The sequence below is a fragment of the Pseudomonas sp. 51_B genome, from assembly GCF_017491595.1.
Lineage (GTDB): Bacteria > Pseudomonadota > Gammaproteobacteria > Pseudomonadales > Pseudomonadaceae > Aquipseudomonas > Aquipseudomonas promysalinigenes.
Window position 1 is genome coordinate 43,515 of record NZ_JAFGYW010000024.1, and the last position, 20,391, is coordinate 63,905.

At 60.2% G+C, this 20,391-nt stretch carries 19 protein-coding genes, 2 pseudogenes and 1 riboswitch; of the genes and pseudogenes, 15 read left to right on the plus strand and 6 right to left on the minus strand.

Translation table 11 applies throughout. The features are described 5' to 3' along the window. Positions 1-43: 43 nt before the first annotated feature. The 10 genes from eat (at position 44) to J5M56_RS20205 (ending at position 10,702) form a co-directional block, all read left to right on the plus strand. Positions 44-1,492: an ethanolamine permease gene (gene eat, locus J5M56_RS20160; protein ID WP_207937617.1), complete on the plus strand. Its 1,449-nt coding sequence runs from the start codon at positions 44-46 to the stop codon at positions 1,490-1,492. 46 nt (positions 1,493-1,538) lie between these two features. Continuing rightward, positions 1,539-2,933, plus strand: coding sequence for an ethanolamine ammonia-lyase subunit EutB (locus J5M56_RS20165; protein ID WP_060479233.1), 1,395 nt, complete (start codon positions 1,539-1,541; stop codon positions 2,931-2,933). Between the two features lie 10 nt (positions 2,934-2,943). Further along, complete coding sequence (gene eutC, locus J5M56_RS20170; protein WP_207937618.1) at positions 2,944-3,768, plus strand: ethanolamine ammonia-lyase subunit EutC; 825 nt, start codon at positions 2,944-2,946, stop codon at positions 3,766-3,768. A gap of 109 nt (positions 3,769-3,877) precedes the next feature. Next, positions 3,878-4,336 carry a GNAT family N-acetyltransferase gene (locus J5M56_RS20175; protein WP_186478751.1) on the plus strand — a complete coding sequence of 153 codons (459 nt, stop codon included), beginning with the start codon at positions 3,878-3,880 and terminating at the stop codon, positions 4,334-4,336. A 223-nt stretch (positions 4,337-4,559) separates the two neighbouring features. Continuing rightward, a complete protein-coding gene (locus J5M56_RS20180) occupies positions 4,560-5,207 on the plus strand; it encodes a DedA family protein (RefSeq protein WP_060479237.1) in 648 nt (215 codons plus the stop codon). An 8-nt stretch (positions 5,208-5,215) separates the two neighbouring features. After that, the gene (locus J5M56_RS20185; protein ID WP_207937619.1) at positions 5,216-6,031 is read left to right on the plus strand and encodes a zinc-dependent peptidase; all 816 of its coding nucleotides are present in this window, start codon (positions 5,216-5,218) and stop codon (positions 6,029-6,031) included. Positions 6,032-6,123: 92 nt separating this feature from the next. After that, positions 6,124-6,651: an inorganic diphosphatase gene (gene ppa, locus J5M56_RS20190; RefSeq protein WP_003255365.1), complete on the plus strand. Its 528-nt coding sequence runs from the start codon at positions 6,124-6,126 to the stop codon at positions 6,649-6,651. 173 nt (positions 6,652-6,824) lie between these two features. Further along, the gene (locus J5M56_RS20195) at positions 6,825-7,523 is read left to right on the plus strand and encodes a LexA family transcriptional regulator (protein WP_186478749.1); all 699 of its coding nucleotides are present in this window, start codon (positions 6,825-6,827) and stop codon (positions 7,521-7,523) included. Between the two features lie 708 nt (positions 7,524-8,231). Next, entirely contained in the window at positions 8,232-9,536 is a 1,305-nt protein-coding gene (locus J5M56_RS20200; protein ID WP_207937620.1) for a DNA cytosine methyltransferase, read from the plus strand. Continuing rightward, the gene (locus J5M56_RS20205) at positions 9,533-10,702 is read left to right on the plus strand and encodes a hypothetical protein (RefSeq protein ID WP_207937621.1); all 1,170 of its coding nucleotides are present in this window, start codon (positions 9,533-9,535) and stop codon (positions 10,700-10,702) included. Before J5M56_RS20200 ends, J5M56_RS20205 begins: the two co-directional genes overlap by 4 nt. A gap of 283 nt (positions 10,703-10,985) precedes the next feature. Here the strand turns inward: J5M56_RS20205 and J5M56_RS20210 are convergent, their stop codons facing one another. The 3 genes and pseudogenes from J5M56_RS20210 to J5M56_RS20215 form a co-directional block, all read right to left on the minus strand. Beyond that, on the minus strand, positions 10,986-11,249 hold the full coding sequence (locus J5M56_RS20210) for a DUF3077 domain-containing protein (RefSeq protein WP_207937622.1): 264 nt from the start codon (positions 11,247-11,249) through the stop codon (positions 10,986-10,988). Between the two features lie 155 nt (positions 11,250-11,404). Then, positions 11,405-11,643: pseudogene (locus J5M56_RS26795) on the minus strand (hypothetical protein). 319 nt (positions 11,644-11,962) lie between these two features. Next, positions 11,963-12,269, minus strand: a pseudogene (locus tag J5M56_RS20215) (TonB-dependent siderophore receptor); the annotation flags it as partial. A gap of 66 nt (positions 12,270-12,335) precedes the next feature. Continuing rightward, a riboswitch (FMN riboswitch) is annotated at positions 12,336-12,477 on the plus strand. An 80-nt stretch (positions 12,478-12,557) separates the two neighbouring features. On the opposite strand from J5M56_RS20215, the gene ribB reads away from it, so the two are divergent. From ribB to J5M56_RS20240, 5 genes are all read left to right on the plus strand, one after another. Further along, entirely contained in the window at positions 12,558-13,208 is a 651-nt protein-coding gene (ribB, locus tag J5M56_RS20220) for a 3,4-dihydroxy-2-butanone-4-phosphate synthase (RefSeq protein WP_060478943.1), read from the plus strand. A gap of 98 nt (positions 13,209-13,306) precedes the next feature. Then, positions 13,307-13,549, plus strand: coding sequence for an exodeoxyribonuclease VII small subunit (locus J5M56_RS20225; RefSeq protein ID WP_008092375.1), 243 nt, complete (start codon positions 13,307-13,309; stop codon positions 13,547-13,549). Further along, the gene (ispA, locus tag J5M56_RS20230; RefSeq protein WP_207937623.1) at positions 13,546-14,433 is read left to right on the plus strand and encodes a (2E,6E)-farnesyl diphosphate synthase; all 888 of its coding nucleotides are present in this window, start codon (positions 13,546-13,548) and stop codon (positions 14,431-14,433) included. Before J5M56_RS20225 ends, ispA begins: the two co-directional genes overlap by 4 nt. A 175-nt stretch (positions 14,434-14,608) precedes the next feature. Beyond that, on the plus strand, positions 14,609-16,504 hold the full coding sequence (dxs, locus tag J5M56_RS20235) for a 1-deoxy-D-xylulose-5-phosphate synthase (RefSeq protein ID WP_060478941.1): 1,896 nt from the start codon (positions 14,609-14,611) through the stop codon (positions 16,502-16,504). 85 nt (positions 16,505-16,589) lie between these two features. Beyond that, positions 16,590-18,461: a TonB-dependent receptor gene (locus J5M56_RS20240; RefSeq protein WP_207937624.1), complete on the plus strand. Its 1,872-nt coding sequence runs from the start codon at positions 16,590-16,592 to the stop codon at positions 18,459-18,461. Here the strand turns inward: J5M56_RS20240 and J5M56_RS20245 are convergent. Genes J5M56_RS20245 through ribA form a run of 3 tightly spaced genes read right to left on the minus strand, consistent with a single transcriptional unit; the run spans position 18,439 to position 20,284 of the window. Continuing rightward, positions 18,439-19,251: a cobalamin-binding protein gene (locus J5M56_RS20245; RefSeq protein WP_207937630.1), complete on the minus strand. Its 813-nt coding sequence runs from the start codon at positions 19,249-19,251 to the stop codon at positions 18,439-18,441. The genes J5M56_RS20240 and J5M56_RS20245 overlap by 23 nt on opposite strands. Continuing rightward, a complete protein-coding gene (locus tag J5M56_RS20250) occupies positions 19,251-19,670 on the minus strand; it encodes an MFS transporter (RefSeq protein ID WP_207937625.1) in 420 nt (139 codons plus the stop codon). Before J5M56_RS20250 ends, J5M56_RS20245 begins: the two co-directional genes overlap by 1 nt. Next, positions 19,667-20,284 (minus strand): GTP cyclohydrolase II, encoded by a 618-nt coding sequence (gene ribA, locus J5M56_RS20255; RefSeq protein WP_186478744.1) that lies wholly within the window; start codon positions 20,282-20,284, stop codon positions 19,667-19,669. Before ribA ends, J5M56_RS20250 begins: the two co-directional genes overlap by 4 nt. Between the last annotated feature and the right edge of the window lie 107 nt (positions 20,285-20,391).

Below are 20,391 nucleotides of genomic sequence, written 5' to 3' on the forward strand. Positions count from 1 at the left end.
CTCGGACACCTTCGGGCCACCAAGAAAAAAAACAGGTGAAACTATGCCAAGCGATCAATCCGCCGGTGTGCCGGCAGGGTCTTCCGTCGACTTCGAGAAGGTCGGGTCAGACTATTTCCAGCAACGTGAACTGAAAAAAGGCGCCGCCGGCTGGGTACTGCTGGTAGGCCTGGGCGTTGCCTATGTGATTTCCGGCGACTATGCCGGCTGGAACTTCGGCCTCGCCCAGGGCGGTTGGGGCGGTATGTTCCTCGCCACATTGCTGATGGCCACCATGTACCTGTGCATGTGTTTCTCGTTGGCCGAACTGTCCTCGATGATCCCCACCGCAGGCGGTGGCTATGGCTTTGCCCGCAGCGCATTCGGCCCTTGGGGTGGCTTTCTGACCGGCACGGCGATCCTCATCGAATACGCCATCGCACCCGCTGCCATCGCCGTGTTCATCGGCGCTTACTGCCAATCGCTGTTCGGCATCGGCGGTTGGATGATCTACTTGGCGTTTTACATCGTGTTCATCGGCATCCACATCTTCGGCGTGGGCGAAGCTCTGAAGCTGATGTTCATCATCACCGCCGTTGCCGCCATTGCACTGGCAGTGTTCCTGATCAGCATGGTGCCCCATTTTGATGCAGCCAACCTGTTCGACATCGCCCAGACGGGCGCTGTGGGCGCCAGCAGCTTCCTGCCGTTTGGTTATGTCGGCGTATGGGCGGCCATCCCCTATGCCATCTGGTTCTTCCTTGCCGTCGAGGGTGTGCCACTGGCTGCCGAAGAAACCAAAAACCCCAAGCGCGACCTGCCTCGAGGCTTGATTGGCGCCATGCTGGTGTTGCTGGCCTTTGCCCTGCTGATCCTGGTGATCGGCCCAGGCGCGGCAGGCTCCGAAGCCCTCAAGGCCTCCGGCAACCCGCTGGTCGAAGCGCTGGCCAAAGCCTATGGCGGCTCCACCTGGATGGGCAGCTTCGTCAACCTGGTCGGCCTGGCCGGCTTGATCGCCAGCTTCTTCTCGATCATCTATGCGTACTCTCGGCAGATCTTCGCTTTGTCACGTGCCGGCTATCTGCCTCGCAAACTGTCGGAAACCAACAAGAGCAAGGCCCCGGTACTGGCGCTGGTGATTCCGGGCATCATCGGCTTTGCGCTGTCGCTAACCGGCCAGGGTGATCTGCTGATCCTGGTGGCGGTATTCGGTGCCACACTGTCCTATGTACTGATGATGGCTGCGCACATCACCCTGCGCATCCGCCGGCCGAAAATGGAACGTCCCTATCGCACCCCCGGCGGCATCTTCACCTCGGGCCTGGCCTTGGTGCTGGCCTGCATCGCTGTGGTCGCGGGCTTCCTGGTGGACCCACGGGTGGTGATTGGCGCGGCGGTGATCTATGCAGTACTGATTGCCTATTTTGCGTTCTACAGCCGCCACCACCTGGTTGCGGGCACACCGGAAGAGGAATTCGCAGCGATCCAAAAGGCCGAAGAGGCACTGCACTGATCGCTGCTACCTGCCGCGGGCAAGCCCGCGGCTCTGGAGATTCTGTATGGCAAGTTTCGTACACACGGTAGGCAACCTGGTCTACCGCTTCGATAGCCTCAAGGACGTGATGGCCAAGGCCAGCCCGGCTCGCTCGGGCGACTTTCTGGCTGGCGTCGCCGCTACCAACGACGGCGAGCGGGTGGCCGCGCAAATGGCCTTGGCGAACATTCCACTGACGCATTTTCTCAACGAGGCGCTGATCCCCTACGAACAGGACGAGATCACCCGGCTGATACTCGACACCCACGACGCCCAGGCTTTTGCCCCCGTCAGCCACCTCACCGTGGGCGGCCTACGTGACTGGCTGCTCAGCGATGAAGCCAACGAGCAAAGCCTACGTGCGTTGGCGCCAGGCCTGACCCCAGAAATGGCTGCAGCGGTATCGAAGATCATGCGCGTACAGGACCTGGTGCTGGTAGCGCAGAAAATCCGCGTGGTCACCCAGTTCCGCGGCACCATGGGCCTGCGCGGGCGCCTGTCGACCCGCCTGCAGCCCAACCACCCGACCGACGAGCCGGCAGGTATTGCCGCCAGCATCCTTGACGGCCTGCTCTACGGCAACGGCGATGCCATGATCGGCATCAACCCGGCTACCGACAGCATTGCCTCGATCTGCGCCCTGTTGGAAATGCTCGACGCCATCATCCAGCGCTACGACATCCCCACCCAGGCCTGCGTGCTCACCCACGTCACCACTTCGATCGAGGCAATCAACCGAGGGGTGCCGCTGGATTTGGTGTTCCAGTCGATTGCCGGCACCGAGGCGGCCAACGCCGGCTTTGGCATCAACCTCAACGTATTGCAGGAAGGGTACGAAGCGGGGTTGTCGCTCAAACGCGGCACCCTGGGGCAGAACCTCATGTACTTCGAAACCGGCCAGGGCAGCGCCCTGTCGGCCAACGCTCACCACGGGGTCGACCAACAGACCTGCGAAACCCGCGCCTACGCCGTGGCCCGCCACTTCAAGCCGTTTTTGGTCAACACCGTGGTCGGCTTCATCGGGCCCGAATACCTTTACAACGGTAAGCAGATCATCCGCGCCGGGCTCGAAGACCATTTCTGCGGCAAGCTGCTGGGCGTGCCGATGGGCTGCGACATCTGCTACACCAACCACGCCGAAGCCGACCAGGACGACATGGATACCCTGCTGACCCTGCTGGGCGTGGCTGGGATCAACTTCATCATGGGCATCCCCGGCTCCGACGACATCATGCTCAACTACCAGACCACCTCATTTCACGACGCGCTGTACGCGCGCCAGACCTTGGGCCTGAAGCCTGGGCCAGAATTCGAAGCCTGGCTGCAACGCACCGGTATCTTCACCCAGGCCGATGGCCGCGTGCGGTTTGGCGACAACCTGCCGCCGGCATTCCGCCAGGCCTTGGCACAGCTGGCATAGGAGCTTAACCATGGCAGACCCGACTCCATCCACGACCACACCAAGCCTCTGGCTGGCCCTGCGCGAGCTGACGCCCGCACGCATCGCCCTGGGCCGCAGCGGCACCAGCCTGCCTACAGGGGCACAACTGGACTTCCAGTTTGCCCACGCTCAAGCCCGCGACGCAGTACACCTGCCGTTCGACCACGCCGCCCTGAGCGAACAGCTCAAAGACCGAGGCCGCGACAGCCTGGTGCTGCACAGCGCCGCCGCCGATCGCCACCAGTACCTGCAACGGCCAGACCTGGGGCGGCGACTGAACGATGAATCGGCCGAACGCCTGCGCCAACACGCCATGGCCCATTCAGGCGGCGTCGACTTGGCAATCGTGGTTGCCGATGGCCTCTCGGCGCTGGCCGTACACCGCCACACCCTGCCCTTTCTAACGCGTTTCGAGGAGCAGGCCGCAGCCGATGGCTGGAGCAGCGCCCCTGTGGTGCTGGTGCAGCAAGGGCGGGTTGCGGTGGCCGACGAAGTCGGTCAATTGCTCGGCGCACGCATGACGGTGATGCTCATTGGCGAGCGCCCAGGGCTCAGTTCGCCTGACAGCCTCGGGCTTTACTTCACCTATGGGCCTAAAGTCGGCCTGACAGATGCCTACCGCAACTGCATCTCCAATATCCGCCTGGAGGGCCTGAGTTACGGCATGGCAGCCCACCGCTTGCTATACCTGATGCGCGAAGCGTGCCGGCGCCAGCTTTCCGGAGTGAATCTGAAGGATGAAGCCGAGGTCCATAGCATCGACAGCGAACACGCAACTACGGCGCGGGGTAACTTCCTGCTCGGTGAGCGTTAACGGATCTGTCACGCAAGGCCGATTGCACTGACGGCCAGCAATGGGGCAGCATCCCCATGAACGCTGCGGGCATTCCGCTGTTTCCCCAAATGGACTCTGAGGGCCGCACATGCGCATCATCAAGGCAACCCTGCAACACCTCGATCTGCTGACTCCACTGTTCGTCAGGTACCGCGAGTTCTATGGGCAGCTTCCGTATCCTGATAGCTCACGTGCGTTCCTGGAAAAACGCATCAAACGCGACGAGTCGGTCATTTATCTTGCGCTGGCGGATGACGACGACAACAAGTTGCTTGGCTTCTGCCAGCTGTACCCGAGTTACTCATCGCTGTCGCTCAAACGCGTGTGGATCCTCAACGATATCTTCGTTGCCGAGGACTCTCGGCGCATGCTGGTCGCCGACCACCTGATGCGCGAGGCCAAGAAAATGGCCAAAGATACTCAGGCTGTGCGCATGCGGGTCTCGACCAGTGCCAACAACGAGGCGGCTCGCAAGACCTATGAGTCCATTGGCTTTCGCAAGGACACCGAGTTCGAGAGCTACGTGTTGCCGATCAGTCAGGATTGACCTGTAACCGAGCTGCTCGCGGGGTCACCCGCGAAAGGACCGCAGCGGGTTGGCGCAGTAACCCCCCGCTACAAACTCAACAGGCAGATTTGCAACTTCGCCGTATAATGCCCCGACCTGTCGTGTATGAAATATTACCTGCCGACAGGTCATCATGCCGTCGCCCAGGGCATTGTCCGTCATCGCATGCCCGTCAAGCGGGTCAAGAACACAGGTGTTGTACATGGAATTCAACCCGCTGGACTTAATCCTGCATCTCGATGCCTACCTCGATCTGCTGGTCACCAACTACGGCCCTTGGATCTACGCCATCCTGTTCGCCGTCATCTTCTGCGAAACTGGCCTGGTAGTGATGCCATTCCTGCCGGGCGACTCGCTACTGTTCATCGCTGGCGCCGTCGCCGCCGGCGGGGGCATGGACCCGGTACTGCTGGCGGGGCTGCTGATGGCCGCAGCCATTCTGGGCGACAGCACCAATTACATCATCGGCCGTACCACGGGCGAAAAACTGTTCAGCAACCCCAATTCGAAGATCTTCCGCCGCGACTACCTGCAGCGCACCCACGACTTCTATGAACGCCACGGCGGCAAGACCGTGACCATGGCGCGCTTCCTGCCCATCCTGCGCACCTTCGCCCCGTTCGTGGCCGGTATCGCGCATATGCACTACCCGCGTTTCCTGGGCTTCAGCGTGGCTGGCTCGCTACTGTGGGTCGGCGGCCTGGTAACCCTGGGCTACTTCTTCGGCAATGTGCCGTTCATCAAACAGCACCTGTCGCTGATGGTGGTTGGCATCATCGTGCTTTCGCTGGTACCGATGATCCTCGGGTTGCTGCGTGGCCGCCTGGGTCGCACCGCCAAGGCTCACTGATAGCAACCATGTGGTCTTTCAGCGCCTGGCGGCGTAAGCGCACCCTGGCACGCTATCCGATCGAACCACGGCAATGGCAGGCGATCCGCGATCGCTTGCCGATCCTCGATGGCATCAGCGAGGCCGAAGACCAGTGGCTGCGCGAGGCCTGCATCCTGTTCCTGCTCGACAAGCATTTGACCACCCTGCCTGGGGTCGAGCTCGACGATGAACAACGCCTGTTTCTTGCCGCCCAAGCCCAGTTGCCGCTGCTGCATCTGGGTGAGCTGAACTGGTATCAGGGCTTTCACGAAATCGTACTGTACCTCTATGACTTCAAAAGCCCGCAGCGCCACCGGGACGCCAGTGGCGTGGAGCATGTGTGGGATGCCGAGCACAGTGGTGAAGCCTGGCAGCAGGGGCCAATCATCCTGGCCTGGGCCGGTGTGCTGGCCAGTGGTGGCTGGGAAGCCTACAACTTGGTGATCCACGAGCTGGCGCACAAGCTCGACATGCTCAATGGCGATGCCAACGGCCTGCCGCCACTGCACCCTGATATGCACGTACAGGACTGGGCAGCCGCCATGCAGCAGGCCTATGACGACCTCAATCGCCAGCTGGACGCTGACCCCGATGCACAAACGGCCATCGACCCTTATGCAGCAGAAAACCCCGCAGAATTCTTTGCCGTTACCAGCGAATACTTCTTCACTGCACCCGACCTGTTGCATCAGGCTTATCCACAGGTGTATCGGCAACTGTCGCAATTCTACCGGCAGGATCCACTGGCCCGCCTGACCCGGTTGCAAGCCGAGCACCCTGAGTACCGCGAACACCACGGGTGATGGGCCCGCACATCAGGCCAGGCGTGGCATGGCGGTGTGGAATATGCCTATAATCGCCGCCACTTTTTGAGCAAACACGGGGGCACTGCCCAATGAGCTACAGCAAGATTCCGGCTGGTAAAGACCTGCCGAACGACATCTACGTCGCCATCGAAATCCCGGCCAACCACGCGCCGATCAAATACGAAATCGACAAGGACAGCGATACCCTGTTCGTCGACCGTTTCATGGCCACCCCGATGTTCTACCCAGCCAACTACGGGTTCATTCCGAACACCCTGGCCGATGACGGTGATCCGCTGGACGTGCTGGTCGTCACTCCTTACCCAGTAGCCCCAGGCTCGGTCATCCGCGCCCGCCCGGTCGGCGTGCTGAACATGACCGACGACGGCGGCGGCGACGCCAAGGTCATCGCTGTGCCTCACGACAAGCTGAGCCAGCTGTACGTAGACGTCAAGGAATACACCGACCTGCCGGCCCTGCTGATCCAGCAGATCGAGCACTTCTTCGCGAACTACAAAGACCTGGAGAAGGGCAAGTGGGTCAAGATCGAAGGCTGGGAAGGCGCCGACGCCGCCCGCGCTGCGATCACCAAATCGGTCGCCGCCTACAAAGGCTGATACCGTAGTGCTGAAAAAACCTCGCTCAGGCGAGGTTTTTTTTGCCCGTTGGCAAGTGGGTAAAAAATCCTACACGATCCTACGCTTTTGGCCTGCATCGGAGATTTTTCCGACTTATCGCGTCAACATCGCGTTCATTTCGCTACTGGCAACAGGCCGCTACACTCTGAGCCATGAACAGATCCGGTGACCGCCTGAAAGCCCTTCTCAGAGAATGTGGCCTGACTCCCGCAGATTTCGCTGCTCAACGCCGCGTGACGTCGCAGCACATCAATAACTGGTTCATCCGCGGCATCCCCATTGCCCGCCTCGATGAAATCGCCGAACTGTTCTGCGTACAACGCCGCTGGTTGCAGACTGGCGAAGGCCCCAAGCATCCGCCTTCGCTGCTACGCCTTTACTCCCCCCAGACAACCCCAACCACCACACCCGGCCTGATGCCGGAACCATCGGCCCCATTGGTGCAACTGCCACTTCATGAGCTGCGCGGTGGCCAATTGGCAGCGTTGGACAATCACTACCTGGCAATGCCTGCATCAGCCCTGCTCGCATTGGCGGTACCTGTGGATAACGCCATCTGCATGACCATGCCAGCCGCCAACATGGCGCCATGGATACCACGCGACGCCATTCTCGCGATCGACCTGAGCTACAAACAGGTGGTGGATGGCGAGATCTATGCCCTGCTGCACAATGGCAGGCTCAGAGTGAATTGCCTTAGCGTCGGCGTACGTAACAGCTTGTGCCTGCATAGCCATAACCCCCGTGACGCGGTGGAACGTTACACACCGCTGGAGCGTGAAGCGCAGAAGCTCGCAGTCCTGGGCTGGGTTTTCCATTGGTCCCATTACCGCCAACGCCGCCCCGAATGACCGCCACTGGGCCAATTTTTGCTGGGCATACCGCGCCGGCCCTTGTATGCTACGCGGCACATTCAGCCCCGGCCGGTGCAAGCCGTGTTCCAGAGGGCTTGGCAACGCTCCACACGATCGTTTGCCCTCTCTTTCAGGCCCTTGATGGCCATCCAGTTAAGGCGGTTGCGGCTTACCATAAATTAGTCGGAAGCGTCCCCGAGAAGCCGGCCACAAGCCGGCTTTTTAATGCCTCAATCTCTCAAGAATGCTAGCCCCCCGCTACACGAATGGACCCACCATTAGACCCATAATCGTTAATCCGAGCAAAAGCCACCCGAGATGATTATCTTGGCCTTGGCTGCCTGTATGGGCCGTATCGCAAGGTCCATAGGTAGGGCCACACCGTCCGGTATCGAGCGACTGTCCAGATGCTGAGATTGAGGAGCAAAATTCCCCTTTACCTTGCCCTACCAACTGGACTCTTTTGTCGGCATGCCCATGGTGTGCCACTAAACAACGCCAGGGACGAGCGGACGCGCCATGGCCACAACGAGAAGCCCCATTCTGGTACACTCGCGACCTCTTCAAGCAAAGTGGAAATGCCCAATAACGCCGACAAACGTCCGATCAGTAGCCATGCTTTTGCCCGCATGTACCGCTAACGATGACGGCCAATAACCACGAGGACGAGGGGCGTCTACCACCACTTATGAATGACAATCACTAATGAAACTTCAATCGAACGAATTAGCTAGCGCTCCCGACACCCGGGAAATCTGGTCATTTTTTAGTGGAGCTATGGGGCTTGACCTAGGCCTCGAATTGTCAGGGTTGCATACTACACTCGCTGTTGAAAACGATAAAAATTGCTGTAATACGATTCGTAAAAATCGTCCTAGTTTGACTGTCATTGAGAGGTCGGTATCAGAGCTAACCGCAGAAGATCTGCGTTTAGCCCGCGGCGGCTATACTGGGGAGGTGTTCTTAATGGTCGGTGGCCCTCCCTGTCAAAGCTTTTCGTCTGGAGGAAATCGTTCCGGGCTGACCGATCCACGGGGCAATTTGATATATGAGTACATGCGCCTGATCAACGAGGTGCGCCCCAGATATTTTGTCTTCGAGAACGTCGCAAATATAGTGACGGCTGCACTTAGGCATAGACCTATCTCTGAACGGCCTGGGAAAAAGTGGAACCTCAGTTCCTATCAGTCGAATAATGAAAGAAATGTTGATGGTGCCCGCCCGCTAGATAAAGACGAAATGGCCGGTTCAGCGATTAGGCAGATTCTTAACGACTATCTGGCTATTGGATACCACATCCATTTTGCGGTTGTAGATGCTGCAGACTATGGAGCGCCACAAAGACGGCTGCGCTTCGTGATGCTGGGAGCTCGTGATAATTTTATTCCACCGACAATCCCAGCGCCGAAATATGGTCCAAGCCCGCTGAAGCCTTTTCGAACGTTACGCGATGCGATTGCCGACCTTGAAAGTGACCCTGGAGATCATTCGGTCTACACAGAGGATGTAGCGAAGTATTTTAGGCTTGTTCCTGAGGGAAAAAACTGGCGCAGCCTTCCCTTGCTCCTACAGAAGGAAGCAATGGGATCTTCATTTGAAGCCGGGGGCGGTAAAACCGGATTTTATCGAAGGTTAGGCTGGGAATCGCCTGCTCCAACAATTACAGGCGCTGCGAATCGGAAAGCATCAGCACTCTGTCATCCATCACAAACTCGGCCTCTGTCGACCCGAGAGTGCGCTCGAATCCAGGGCTTTCCGGACGATTGGGAGTTGACTGGTTCGATGGCAGCTCGATACAAGCAGATTGGTAATGCGGTACCGGTCCATTTGGGTAGAGCTCTGGGTGAATCGATCTTGAAAGTTGATCAGTCCACCCTTGATGAATCTCACTTTTTTTCAGTCCCATGCGCAACGTCTCAGTTGACGTTAGCTCAGGATCGTTTGAAAGCTAGCGCACGAAACAAAGTTACAAAAACCAACAAGACGCTATCACTCTTCGAGGACGCATGATTCAGTTTATTGCAACAGATCATCCTGCTCATAGGATCAGCCAAGTTTTGCAGCGTCAGATCGAGGCGGCGCAAAACAATCTGATTCATCTCCGATTTGCAAATGCCTATGAGTTCCTTGCTCAAGTGCTTGCAGATGCACGACTGAATATCCTACCTCCCCGTGAGTTTATTGATCTCCCCGCGAGCCATATCATCAACTTTCGGTCGCGCGATCTAATAGACTTTGTACGATCATATCTGCTTCATGGTGGGGTACCTGAGCAGATGGTAAATCATAATGTCCCAGGAATCGTAGAGCGAATCCGGCTACTCACAGCATTTGATACACCAGACCATGTAGTCGAAAGTGTGGTTCAGAAGATTGGAGAAATTGTAGATAACTTTCCAAGGCAGGCTAGCGACATACTCTGCGGGCGAAACCCTGGAGATGTACTAGACCCCTTTATTCTTGCTGCCACTCAAACTTTAATGTTTGGCGGCGATATAGAAAAAACCGTAGAGGCGACGGTTGCCCATAAAGCACTTATGATGATTGAAGGCTTGATGGGACACCTTCATGAGGATGTAATTGGCCACATGCGTGGCAATGTAAGGGTTCCTGAACCGAGAGGTGTCGACCAGGAGACGTTGAGCCCGGAGCTTAACCCCTTCCCCGGCGCCGACGTTCTACAGCCTCCTTTCCAGGAAGGCGAATCGTTCAAATTCCATCAGATAAAAAGTAAAACGGGTTCGGCAAAGGGCGGAGACGGCCGAAGGCTTGGCGAGCAACTTGATCGCTTGAGAACTTTGTATGGAGGTGAAATTTTCTACCATGCGCTGATCGGGAATACTCTACGCGGACATAGATCCAAGGCTGGGGTGGAACGTGCCGCACCCGGCGTAGTGGTGCTGGTAGGAAAAGCATCGTTCAACTGTTTGACACAAACGGTTGTGGGACCCGAGTTGATGCTCGGTCTCTACAACTCTGCGTTCACTACCGTTGCCACCAGGGGCGGATATCGGGTGGATACTATGGCCGCTGCAATCGTTGCTCACTTCGTAGAACGTGCACAGCGTGAGGGAGAAAGCTTTCTTGAGATTATTCTGGAGGAAGCTACAGAAGGCCCCCTGGAAAACCAAGACAATCGTTTGTTCGTTGGTGGTAGACGCAGCAAAAGTGCTTGACCTGACCACCAGTGTCGAAGCTTCTTCGTAATATGCTGACCTCCCATAAGATTCTATCTATCAGCCATGGGTGAACGCGGAAGCGTTCTTGACCCCTGCCGCTGTCAACTTCGACATCGCATAACTCCCTTGAGCCATGTCGCTGGATTCACCCAAATCCCAACGAACGCATATGGACAGATACTACCGCCAATGCTCCGTAAGCTAAGGAGATAGCGGAGGTTGGCAATGCTAGTGCACATCATCAAAGCCGGCCACAAGCCGGCTTTTTAATGCCCGACGCTCAGTCCCTCATCCCCAGTTCCGCATCATCCATCAGCGCCTTTGCCATCGCACTCAGGTAGTGCGAGGCCCAGATCATCATCGGTTTGTCTTCCATCAGACCAAGGATGGTCAGCTCGCGCACATAGCCCATCAGTTCCGAGGCTTGCTCGCGGGCATCGCGGCACGGGATGCCGGGCTCTATACGGAACAATGGGTGGGTCTGGTTCTCACCTTGGTAAAAGATGGTCTTGCCGGGAGTGCATGGGGCGGTGTCTGTAGTCACTGTTCAATATCCCTTAAATCTCTCTTGCCTGATCTGGCCTCTTCGCGGGCAAGGCCGCCCCCACAGAGATCGCCTCAGACCGAAGGCCTGCGCTGTAGCTGTGGAACCGGGCGTGCCCACCATGAGCGCCGAGCAGCCGGTACATCAACTGAGGCTTAGTGCAAGGTGCGAGGCCCTGTGGGCATCTGCACCTGGATCAACGCTGATTCGAGCAAAGCCCGCAGCGCTTCAATCTCATGCATCGAGGCCATCATCAGGATCGATGCCGGTTAGGCTGCAGCAGCAATGCCTGATGCACCACAGTCGTCGCGCATAGGGCGTACTCCGTGGCCTGGATCAGAGTGTCTTCGAGGGAATGAATATTGTGGGGTGGGTCGGGGACAATTTTGAGCATGGTGTAATCTCGTCTGTATCAGAAGGGACCACCACGACATCACTTGCATTTGATGGGTGGCGGCTACGTGCGGGTCTGCAAGACCGGACAGACGAGAACCGGCAGATCCGAAGATCTCCCGCACGCAGCCACCATTAACCGAAGCTGCCTTCATGCAACTCGGATAGCGGTACTGAGCGTCTGATCGGGCTTGCAGGCCCGGTCGCTGATTTGGCAACGACCGGATCACACTAAGCCGCCAGATACACCACCGCAATGGCTCAAAGGCGGTAGGAAGCTAATTCAGAAATGGACTACAAACAACGGGAATTTTCTGAACTTAGAAGTCATACCGCGCCTCGACCATCATGCTTCGAGATGGCCCATAAGAAGTTGAATGTCGAAGTCGACCCCACCCGCGACAGGTAATCCCGATCTAACAGGTTGTTAATGTTGTACGTCGCCGTAAGCGTCGAGGTCACCAGATACAACAGTATCGCGTCCAAAGCGGCATAGCCCGGCGCATTGATACGCACCCCGCCGTTTTCAGAGTAGAAATAGCTCATTCCCGAAACACCGCCGCCAATGGCCAGCCCATTCAGCGGGCCTTGGCTGATCGCGTATTTGCTCCACAACTGCGCGGCGCGGGTGGCGCTTGCCAAAAGTCGTAGAAGCTCAGCTTGCCTGTCGGGCGGCTCAGTACTGTATGCTTGGCCGGTCTTCAGGGCGGGGTGAAAGTCCCCACCGGCGGTAAATCGAAAGATAAGCCCGCGAGCGCCTCGGCCATGCCGAGGGTCAGCAGATCTGGTGCGATTCCAGAGCCGACGGTCATAGTCCGGATGAAAGAAGGCGTCAGGCAGGGGCCATCCGGGCGCCCCTGCGCGCGCGTTTGGTTCGCCCCGAGACGTTCATCGATCCATTACGAGGAGCGTTTCATGTCCCCTTTGCTGCACCAGCAATTCCCTAATGTGTCCGCCGCCATCGCCGCCTTCCAGGCCGGGCGCCCCGTGCTGCTGCTCGACGATGACGACCGCGAAGATGAAGCCGATATCGTCGCCGCCGCCGAGAATCTATCGTTGCAGACCATGGCCATGATGATCCGCGACTGCAGCGGTATCGTCTGCCTGTGCCTGGACGAAGCCACGGTCGATGCCCTACAGCTGGCCCCCATGGTGCAGAACAACCAGGCCCGTCATGGGACTGGCTTCACCGTCACCATCGAAGCAGCCGAGGGCGTCAGCACTGGGGTGTCGGCCCAGGATCGCATCACCACCATTGAAGCAGCGCTGCGCTCGACTGCCGAGCATCGGCATATCGTCAGCCCTGGCCATGTGTTCCCGCTGCGCGCCCGTGATGGCGGCGTGCTGGCCCGGCGTGGGCACACCGAAGGTTCGGTCGACCTGGCGCGCTTGGCGGGCCTGCGCCCGGCAGCGGTGCTGTGCGAGTTGATGAACCCTGATGGCAGCATGGCGCGGGGCGAACAAGTGGCTGTTTATGCGCGGCAGTACAACCTGCCGGTGCTGACCATCGAAGAACTGGCCCGCTGCCGGGAGGCCATGCTGGAGCGGCAAGCCGAGATCGCCTGAACCAGGGCATGGGGGGCTGCGCAGCCTGCTGAAGTTTGCTCCCCCAGCCCCGCTCTGCTAACGTCGCGCGGTTCAGACCCGCCACAGAGACTGTCGCCATGGCCCGCAAAAAAGCCTCCATCGATTTCGAACAATCCCTCGCCGACCTGCAAGCGCTGGTCGAGCGCCTGGAGAACGGCGAACTGTCGCTGGAAGACTCGCTGGCGGCGTTCGAGCAAGGCATCGCCCTGACGCGCGATTGCCAGGGCGCCCTGGCCCAGGCCGAACAGAAAGTGCAAATTCTGCTGGAGCGCGACGGCGAACTCGCCGCACAACCGTTCGATGCGGAGCCAGAAGCATGATCAGCGCTTACCAGGCCAGTTGCCAGGCCCGCGTCGACGCCGCGCTCGAACCGCTGTTCATCGCGCCGACCAAAGAGCTGGAGCGCTTGTATGCGGCCATGCGCTACAGCGTGATGAACGGCGGCAAGCGCGTGCGCCCGCTGCTGGCCTACGCCGCGTGCCAGGCCCTTGGCTCGCCGCCCGAGCAGGCCAACGGCGCCGCCTGTGCTGTGGAGCTGATACATGCCTACTCACTGGTGCATGACGACCTACCGGCCATGGACGACGACGACCTGCGCCGTGGCCAACCCACCACCCACAAAGCCTTCGATGAAGCCTGTGCGATTCTGGCCGGTGACGGCCTGCAGAGCCTGGCATTCAGCGCCCTGCTCGACCCACACCTGAGCCCACAGGCCGATGGCACCCGTCTGGCCATGGTCCTGGCCCTGGCCAAAGCGGCAGGCCCTGCCGGTATGGTCGGCGGCCAGGCCATCGACCTGGGTTCGGTGGGCATCAAGCTTGACCAGCGGGCTCTGGAATTGATGCACCGGCACAAGACCGGCGCCTTGATCGAAGCCAGCGTGCACCTTGGCGCCCTGGCCAGTGCCCGGGCCGAGCAGGCGCAGCTCGATGCCCTGCAAATGTATGCACAGGCTGTCGGCCTGGCCTTCCAGGTGCAGGACGATATCCTCGATGTAGAAAGCGACACCGCCACCCTGGGCAAGCGCCAGGGCGCCGACATCGCCCGTGACAAGCCGACCTACCCTGCCCTGCTGGGGCTCGAAGCCGCCAAAGCCTATGCCATCGAACTGCGCGATCAGGCGCTGGTCGCATTGCAAGGGTTCGATGAAAATGCCGAGCCGCTGCGGGCGTTGGCACGCTATATCGTCGAACGCCGCCATTAAGGCCTGACTTCAAGCCCTGTGGGGCTGGGTTGACCCGCGGATGCGATGGTGATTTCAGCATCGCGCTGTAAGATAAACCCGGCCCTGCAGCGCCCGCGTAACCCGTGTCGAATGGGCACTTTTCCCACAATGGGGTAAACTGCCGCGTCTTAACACACCTATAACGACTCGCCTGATGCCCACGACGTTTCAAGAGATCCCCCGCGAACGCCCGGTCACGCCGTTGCTCGACCGCGCTGACACGCCTGCCGGCCTGCGCCGGCTGGCCGAAGCCGACCTGGAGACCCTGGCCGACGAGTTGCGCCAGGAATTGCTCTACACCGTTGGTCAGACCGGTGGGCATTTCGGTGCCGGCCTGGGTGTCATCGAGCTGACGATCGCCCTGCACTACGTCTTCGATACCCCGGATGACCGGCTGGTATGGGACGTCGGCCACCAGGCCTACCCGCACAAGATCCTCACCGGGCGCCGCAACCGTATGCTCAGCCTGCGCCAGAAGGACGGCATCGCCGCTTTTCCGCGCCGCAGCGAGAGTGAATACGACACCTTCGGCGTCGGCCACTCCAGCACCTCGATCAGCGCTGCGCTGGGCATGGCCATTGCCGCCCGCCTGCAAAACAGCGCGCGCAAGTCTATCGCGGTGATCGGCGATGGTGCCCTGACCGCTGGCATGGCCTTCGAGGCGTTGAACCACGCTCAGGAAGTCAACGCCGACATGCTGGTGATCCTCAACGACAACGATATGTCGATCTCCCGCAACGTCGGCGGCTTGTCCAACTACCTGGCCAAGATCCTTTCCAGCCGCACTTACGCCAGCATGCGTGAAGGCAGCAAGAAAGTGTTGTCGCGCCTGCCGGGTGCCTGGGAGATCGCGCGTCGCACCGAGGAATACGCCAAAGGCATGTTGGTGCCGGGCACGCTGTTCGAAGAGCTGGGCTGGAACTACATCGGCCCGATCGACGGCCACGACCTGCCGACCATGATCGCTACGCTGCGCAACATGCGCGACCTCAAGGGCCCGCAGTTCCTGCATGTGGTGACCAAGAAGGGCAAAGGCTTCGCGCCGGCCGAGCTCGACCCGATCGGCTATCACGCCATCACCAAGCTTGAACCTGTCGACAAGCCAGTGGCGCCGAAGAAGGTCAGCGGCCCCAAGTATTCGGCAGTGTTCGGCCAATGGCTGTGCGACATGGCGGCCACCGACAATCGCCTGGTGGGCATTACCCCAGCGATGAAGGAAGGCTCTGACCTGGTCGCTTTCAGCGAACGCTACCCGCAGCGGTATTTTGACGTAGCGATCGCCGAACAGCATGCCGTTACCTTGGCCGCCGGTATGGCCTGCGAAGGCAGCAAGCCGGTGGTGGCGATCTACTCCACCTTCTTGCAGCGGGCCTACGACCAGCTGATTCATGACGTGGCGGTGCAAAACCTCGATGTGCTGTTCGCCATCGACCGCGCCGGCCTGGTCGGCGAAGACGGCCCTACCCATGCCGGCAGTTACGATCTGTCGTATCTGCGCTGCATCCCGGGTATGTTGGTGATGACGCCAAGCGACGAGAACGAACTGCGCCAGATGCTCACCACCGGCCACCTGTTCAATGGCCCAGCGGCGGTACGCTATCCCCGTGGCACGGGCCCCAATGCACCGATCAGTGGTGACCTCGAACCATTGGAAATCGGCAAGGGCGTTGTTCGCCGCCAAGGCGAAAACGTTGCCTTGCTGGTGTTCGGCGTACAGCTGGCCGAGGCCCTGCAAGTTGCCGAGCGGCTCAACGCCACCGTGGTCGACATGCGTTTCGTCAAACCACTGGACGAGGCGTTGGTGCTGCAATTGGCTGCCAGCCACGAGTTGCTGGTGACCATCGAAGAAAACAGCATCATGGGCGGCGCTGGTGCGGCGGTGGGTGAGTTCCTGGCCCAGCAAGCGGTGGTCAAACCGCTGCTGCACCTGGGGCTGCCGGATATCTATGTCGAGCATGCCAAGCCGGCGCAGATGCTGGCCGAGTGCGGCCTGGATGCCGCTGGCATCGAGGCCTCGGTCAAAGCTCGCATGGCCAGGCTCGGCCTCTGAGGCCATTGGCGGGTCAACCCGGCTCTACAGGCCATTGCAAGCATCTGTAGGGTCTGGTTGACTCGTGAATACTATGTGACTGTGCATGAAAATCCTGACCTTCGCGCCACTGCTCTGCCTCCCCTTGCAGGTGCTGGCCGCCGAGCGCGACGACGCCCTCAAGCTGCCTGACATGCTGGTCAGCGCTAACCGCCAGGCGGAATCTCGCAGCGCCACCAGCGCCGCCAACACTGTATTCACCCGCGCCGACATCGATCGCCTGCAACCGAGCAGTGTCACCGACCTGCTGACTCGCGTACCCGGCGTACAAGTCGCCCCTACCGGCGGCCGTGGCAGCCTTCCAGGCATTTTCATCCGTGGCACCAAAGCCGCTCAGGGCCTAGTGCTGGTCGATGGCGTGCGCATCGCCAATGCAACCTCCGGCGACAGCGGCCTGCAGTTTCTCGATGTCGACCAGATCGAACGTGTCGAAGTGCTGCGCGGCTCGCGCTCGGCGGTGTATGGCAGCGACGCGATTGGCGGGGTGATCCAGATCTTCACTCGCCGCAGCAGTGGCCCAGGGCTGCAGCCGCGCCTGCGCCTGGCAGCGGGCAGCAACCAGACCTTTCAGCGCAGCCTGGGTTTGTCCGGCGGCGGCGACGCCACCCGCTTCAGTCTGGGTGCCAGCCTCGATGAAACGGCCGGCATCGACTCCACCGGGCCTTCGTTCGACAGCGATGGCGATCACGATGCGTACCGTAACCGGTCGCTGAACCTGAGCCTGAGCCACACCTTTGGCGAGCGCCTGGAGGCGGGTTTGAACGTGCTCGACAGCCACGGACGCAGTGAGTACGACAACCCTTTCGGCCGCTTCGACCCGGTCAGCTTCCAGAGTTTGGGCCAAGAGCCCTACACCGACTTCAGCGTCAGCAGCGTGGGTAGCTACTTCGATGCACAACTCAGCGACCTCTGGCACTCGCGCCTGGAGTTAGGCCACAGCGAAAACCGCGACGATAAGCGCGACAAGCTCAGCGACGAGCGCTTTGTATTCAACACCTACCGCGACCAAGTCACCTGGCAGAATGACCTGGAGGTGGGAGAGCGGCATAACCTGCTACTCGGTGGCGACTGGTACCAAGACCGCGTGCACGGCAGCACCGATTTCAGTGAGGATAGCCGTTGGAACCGTGCTGCTTTCATCCAGCACCGTTACCGTGGCGAAGGCTTCTCTACCGAGCTGGGTGTACGGCGCGATCAGAACCAGCAGTTCGGCGGGCAAACCACCTGGAGCGCCAGCCTCACGCTGCCTGTAAATGCGCAGAACGATGTGCTGCTGTCCTACAGCGAAGGTTTCCGTGCACCGACGTTCAACGATCTGTATTACCCCCAGTACAGTAACTCGGACCTCAAGCCTGAGCACTCGAAAAGCTACGAGCTGCAGTGGCGCAGCCAACTCAGCCCCGACAGCCGCTTGGAAACCTCGCTGTACCGTACCGACCTGCGCGACGCAATCATCTTTGGCCAGGATTCGATCCCCCGCAACGTAGCTGCGGCGCGGATCAACGGGCTGGAAATGGCACTCGACCAGCAATGGGGGCAATGGCGTAGCCAAGTGGCCCTGGCGCTGACCGACCCACGGGACCGCGACAGTGGCCACACCCTCGCCCGCCGTGCCCGGCGCACCCTGAGCCTGGACCTGGATCGCCAGTTCGACCGCTTCGCTGTGGGTGCCAGCTGGCAGGCGGTCAGCGCCAGTTACGACGATGAGGCCAACCGTAATCGCCTGGGCGGCTACGGCCTGCTCGGCGTGCGTGCGGGCTGGGCAGCGACCGACGAACTGAAACTTGAACTCAAGCTTGATAACCTGCTGGCCAAGGATTACAGCCGGGCGCTATACAGCTTCGACGGTGCCAGCTATGGCTACCGCGAAGAAGGCCGTACGGCGCTGTTGAGCGTCACTTGGACGCCGGCACTTTAGCCGCCAGCACCGCACACAGGCGGGCAGTAGCTTCAATCATCTGGCCGCTGGGCCGCTCCAGGCCCTTGTCCGGCACCACCAGCAAGCCGTCCCCGGCCACCGCACTCAGGCGTGGCCAGGCCCGCCAGCTCGCCAGCTGCGCGCGATCACCCGCCAGAATTACCTGCGGGTCCCGCGCCAGAACCGACTCGACATTCACCTGCGGCGCCGGCTGGGCCAGGTCGGCGAATACATTGCGTGCCCCACACACCGCCAAGGCATCGCTGACGACCTGCTGCCCGCCCAGGGTATACAACGGCCGATCCCAGACCTGGTAGAACACCCGCAACGGCTGCGCGCGACGGTACTGCTGGCGCAATTGCAGCAGGCGCTCAGCCAGGGCCTGCACGTAACGCCGGCCCTGCTCCTCCCGCCCGACACGCACGGCGATGGCCTGGATCTGTTCGAGCAACTGGTTCAAGTCATGAGGTTCGGCGCTGTAGGTCGCGATGCCTAAGCGCTTAAGCTGGTCGCGCTGGCCGGGGGGCACGCTGCCGGGCCATAGCAATAGCAGGTCAGGCTTGAGGCTGAGCAGGGTTTCCATGTTCAACTGGCCCTGGCGCCCGACCGAAGGCAGCTGCTGCAATGCGTGCGGCCGCTCACCGCCATCGAGCACGCCCACCAGCAAATCCTCAGCGTGCAACTCAAGCATCACTTCAGTCATCGACGGCGCCAGGCTGACCACGCGCAAAGGTTCATCGGCCCGTGCGCCAACGCTCAGCAGCGCCAGCAGGCAAAGCACAAAGCGCATCAGCCCAGATGACGCGAAATGCGATAGAGACATAGCAGCACCGCCGTTGACAGCCCGAGCAGCACCTGCGGCACCGCTTCCAGCCCAACCAGCACTGACAGCGCACCGACCCAGGCCGGGAAGCAGGCATACAGCATGCCCATTCGCCGCACCTGGGCAAGGTTGATCCAGGCTGCAGGCTCCTGCGCCGTGCCAAGCGCTTTGGAAGTGGCGATCAGCGCCCGCTTGTACGCGCCGAAGCGCGGTAGGCTGAGGAACATGCTAGCGGCGCCGGCAATGAACAACGGCATTGCTAGCACCGGCATCAGGGCATCGCCCCCACCGAATGCCCAGGCCATGATTGGCAGCGGCACCAGGCCCACCGCCAGGTATTGCCACCAGGCCAGCGCCAGGCGGCGTTTGACCTGGCTGCGGGTCACGCTTGGGGCACCTCGCCCTGGTGTTCGTTACCCAGCATATGGCCGAGCTTGCCAGCCTTGGTTGCCAAGTAGTAACGGTTGTGCGGGTTATGGCCGGTGTGCAGCGGTACGCGCTCGGCAACCTTGATGTTCATGTCGGTCAGCGCTTTGACTTTGCGCGGATTGTTGGTCATCAGGCGCAGCGATTTAACCCCTAGGTGCTCAAGCATCGGCAGGCACATGGCGTAATCGCGCTGGTCAGCGGCAAAGCCCAGGCGCTCGTTGGCCTCGACCGTGTCGGCGCCGCCATCTTGCAGCTCGTAGGCGCGGATCTTGTTCAACAGGCCGATGCCACGGCCCTCCTGACGCAGGTACAGCAGCACACCACGGCCTTCCCGGGCGATGGCCTGTAAAGCGGCTTCAAGCTGCGAACCACAGTCGCAACGCTGGCTGAAAAGGGCATCGCCGGTCAGGCACTCGGAGTGCAGACGCCCCAGCACCGGCTCGCCATCGGCGATATCACCCAGGCTGAGCACTACGTGCTCACGGCCAGTGGCTTCGTCGAGAAAGCCATGCATGGTGAAGGTCGCAAAGGGAGTCGGGAGTTTCGAGGCGGCAACAAAGACGACGGGCACGTTGTGCTCCTGGATAAGTAGGAAATTTCTCGTGTGCCGATTGTATCAGCAGGCCGTCAGGTGTGCGCTCGTTGAATACCGCCGCTTAAGATCGAAAAGTTCGATGC

Excerpts from the sequence above, each read along its gene's own strand:
- ribB (WP_060478943.1), top strand. The coding sequence starts at position 12,558 with ATGTCCCCTTTGCTGCACCAGCAATTCCCTAATGTGTCCGCCGCCATC.
- J5M56_RS20185 (WP_207937619.1), top strand. The coding sequence starts at position 5,216 with ATGTGGTCTTTCAGCGCCTGGCGGCGTAAGCGCACCCTGGCACGCTAT.
- eat (WP_207937617.1), top strand. The coding sequence starts at position 44 with ATGCCAAGCGATCAATCCGCCGGTGTGCCGGCAGGGTCTTCCGTCGAC.
- eutC (WP_207937618.1), top strand. The coding sequence starts at position 2,944 with ATGGCAGACCCGACTCCATCCACGACCACACCAAGCCTCTGGCTGGCC.
- J5M56_RS20205 (WP_207937621.1), top strand. The coding sequence starts at position 9,533 with ATGATTCAGTTTATTGCAACAGATCATCCTGCTCATAGGATCAGCCAA.
- dxs (WP_060478941.1), top strand. The coding sequence starts at position 14,609 with ATGCCCACGACGTTTCAAGAGATCCCCCGCGAACGCCCGGTCACGCCG.
- ispA (WP_207937623.1), top strand. The coding sequence starts at position 13,546 with ATGATCAGCGCTTACCAGGCCAGTTGCCAGGCCCGCGTCGACGCCGCG.
- J5M56_RS20195 (WP_186478749.1), top strand. The coding sequence starts at position 6,825 with ATGAACAGATCCGGTGACCGCCTGAAAGCCCTTCTCAGAGAATGTGGC.
- J5M56_RS20200 (WP_207937620.1), top strand. The coding sequence starts at position 8,232 with ATGAAACTTCAATCGAACGAATTAGCTAGCGCTCCCGACACCCGGGAA.
- J5M56_RS20225 (WP_008092375.1), top strand. The coding sequence starts at position 13,307 with ATGGCCCGCAAAAAAGCCTCCATCGATTTCGAACAATCCCTCGCCGAC.
- J5M56_RS20180 (WP_060479237.1), top strand. The coding sequence starts at position 4,560 with ATGGAATTCAACCCGCTGGACTTAATCCTGCATCTCGATGCCTACCTC.
- J5M56_RS20240 (WP_207937624.1), top strand. The coding sequence starts at position 16,590 with ATGAAAATCCTGACCTTCGCGCCACTGCTCTGCCTCCCCTTGCAGGTG.
- J5M56_RS20165 (WP_060479233.1), top strand. The coding sequence starts at position 1,539 with ATGGCAAGTTTCGTACACACGGTAGGCAACCTGGTCTACCGCTTCGAT.
- J5M56_RS20245 (WP_207937630.1), bottom strand. The coding sequence starts at position 19,251 with ATGCGCTTTGTGCTTTGCCTGCTGGCGCTGCTGAGCGTTGGCGCACGG.
- J5M56_RS20175 (WP_186478751.1), top strand. The coding sequence starts at position 3,878 with ATGCGCATCATCAAGGCAACCCTGCAACACCTCGATCTGCTGACTCCA.
- ppa (WP_003255365.1), top strand. The coding sequence starts at position 6,124 with ATGAGCTACAGCAAGATTCCGGCTGGTAAAGACCTGCCGAACGACATC.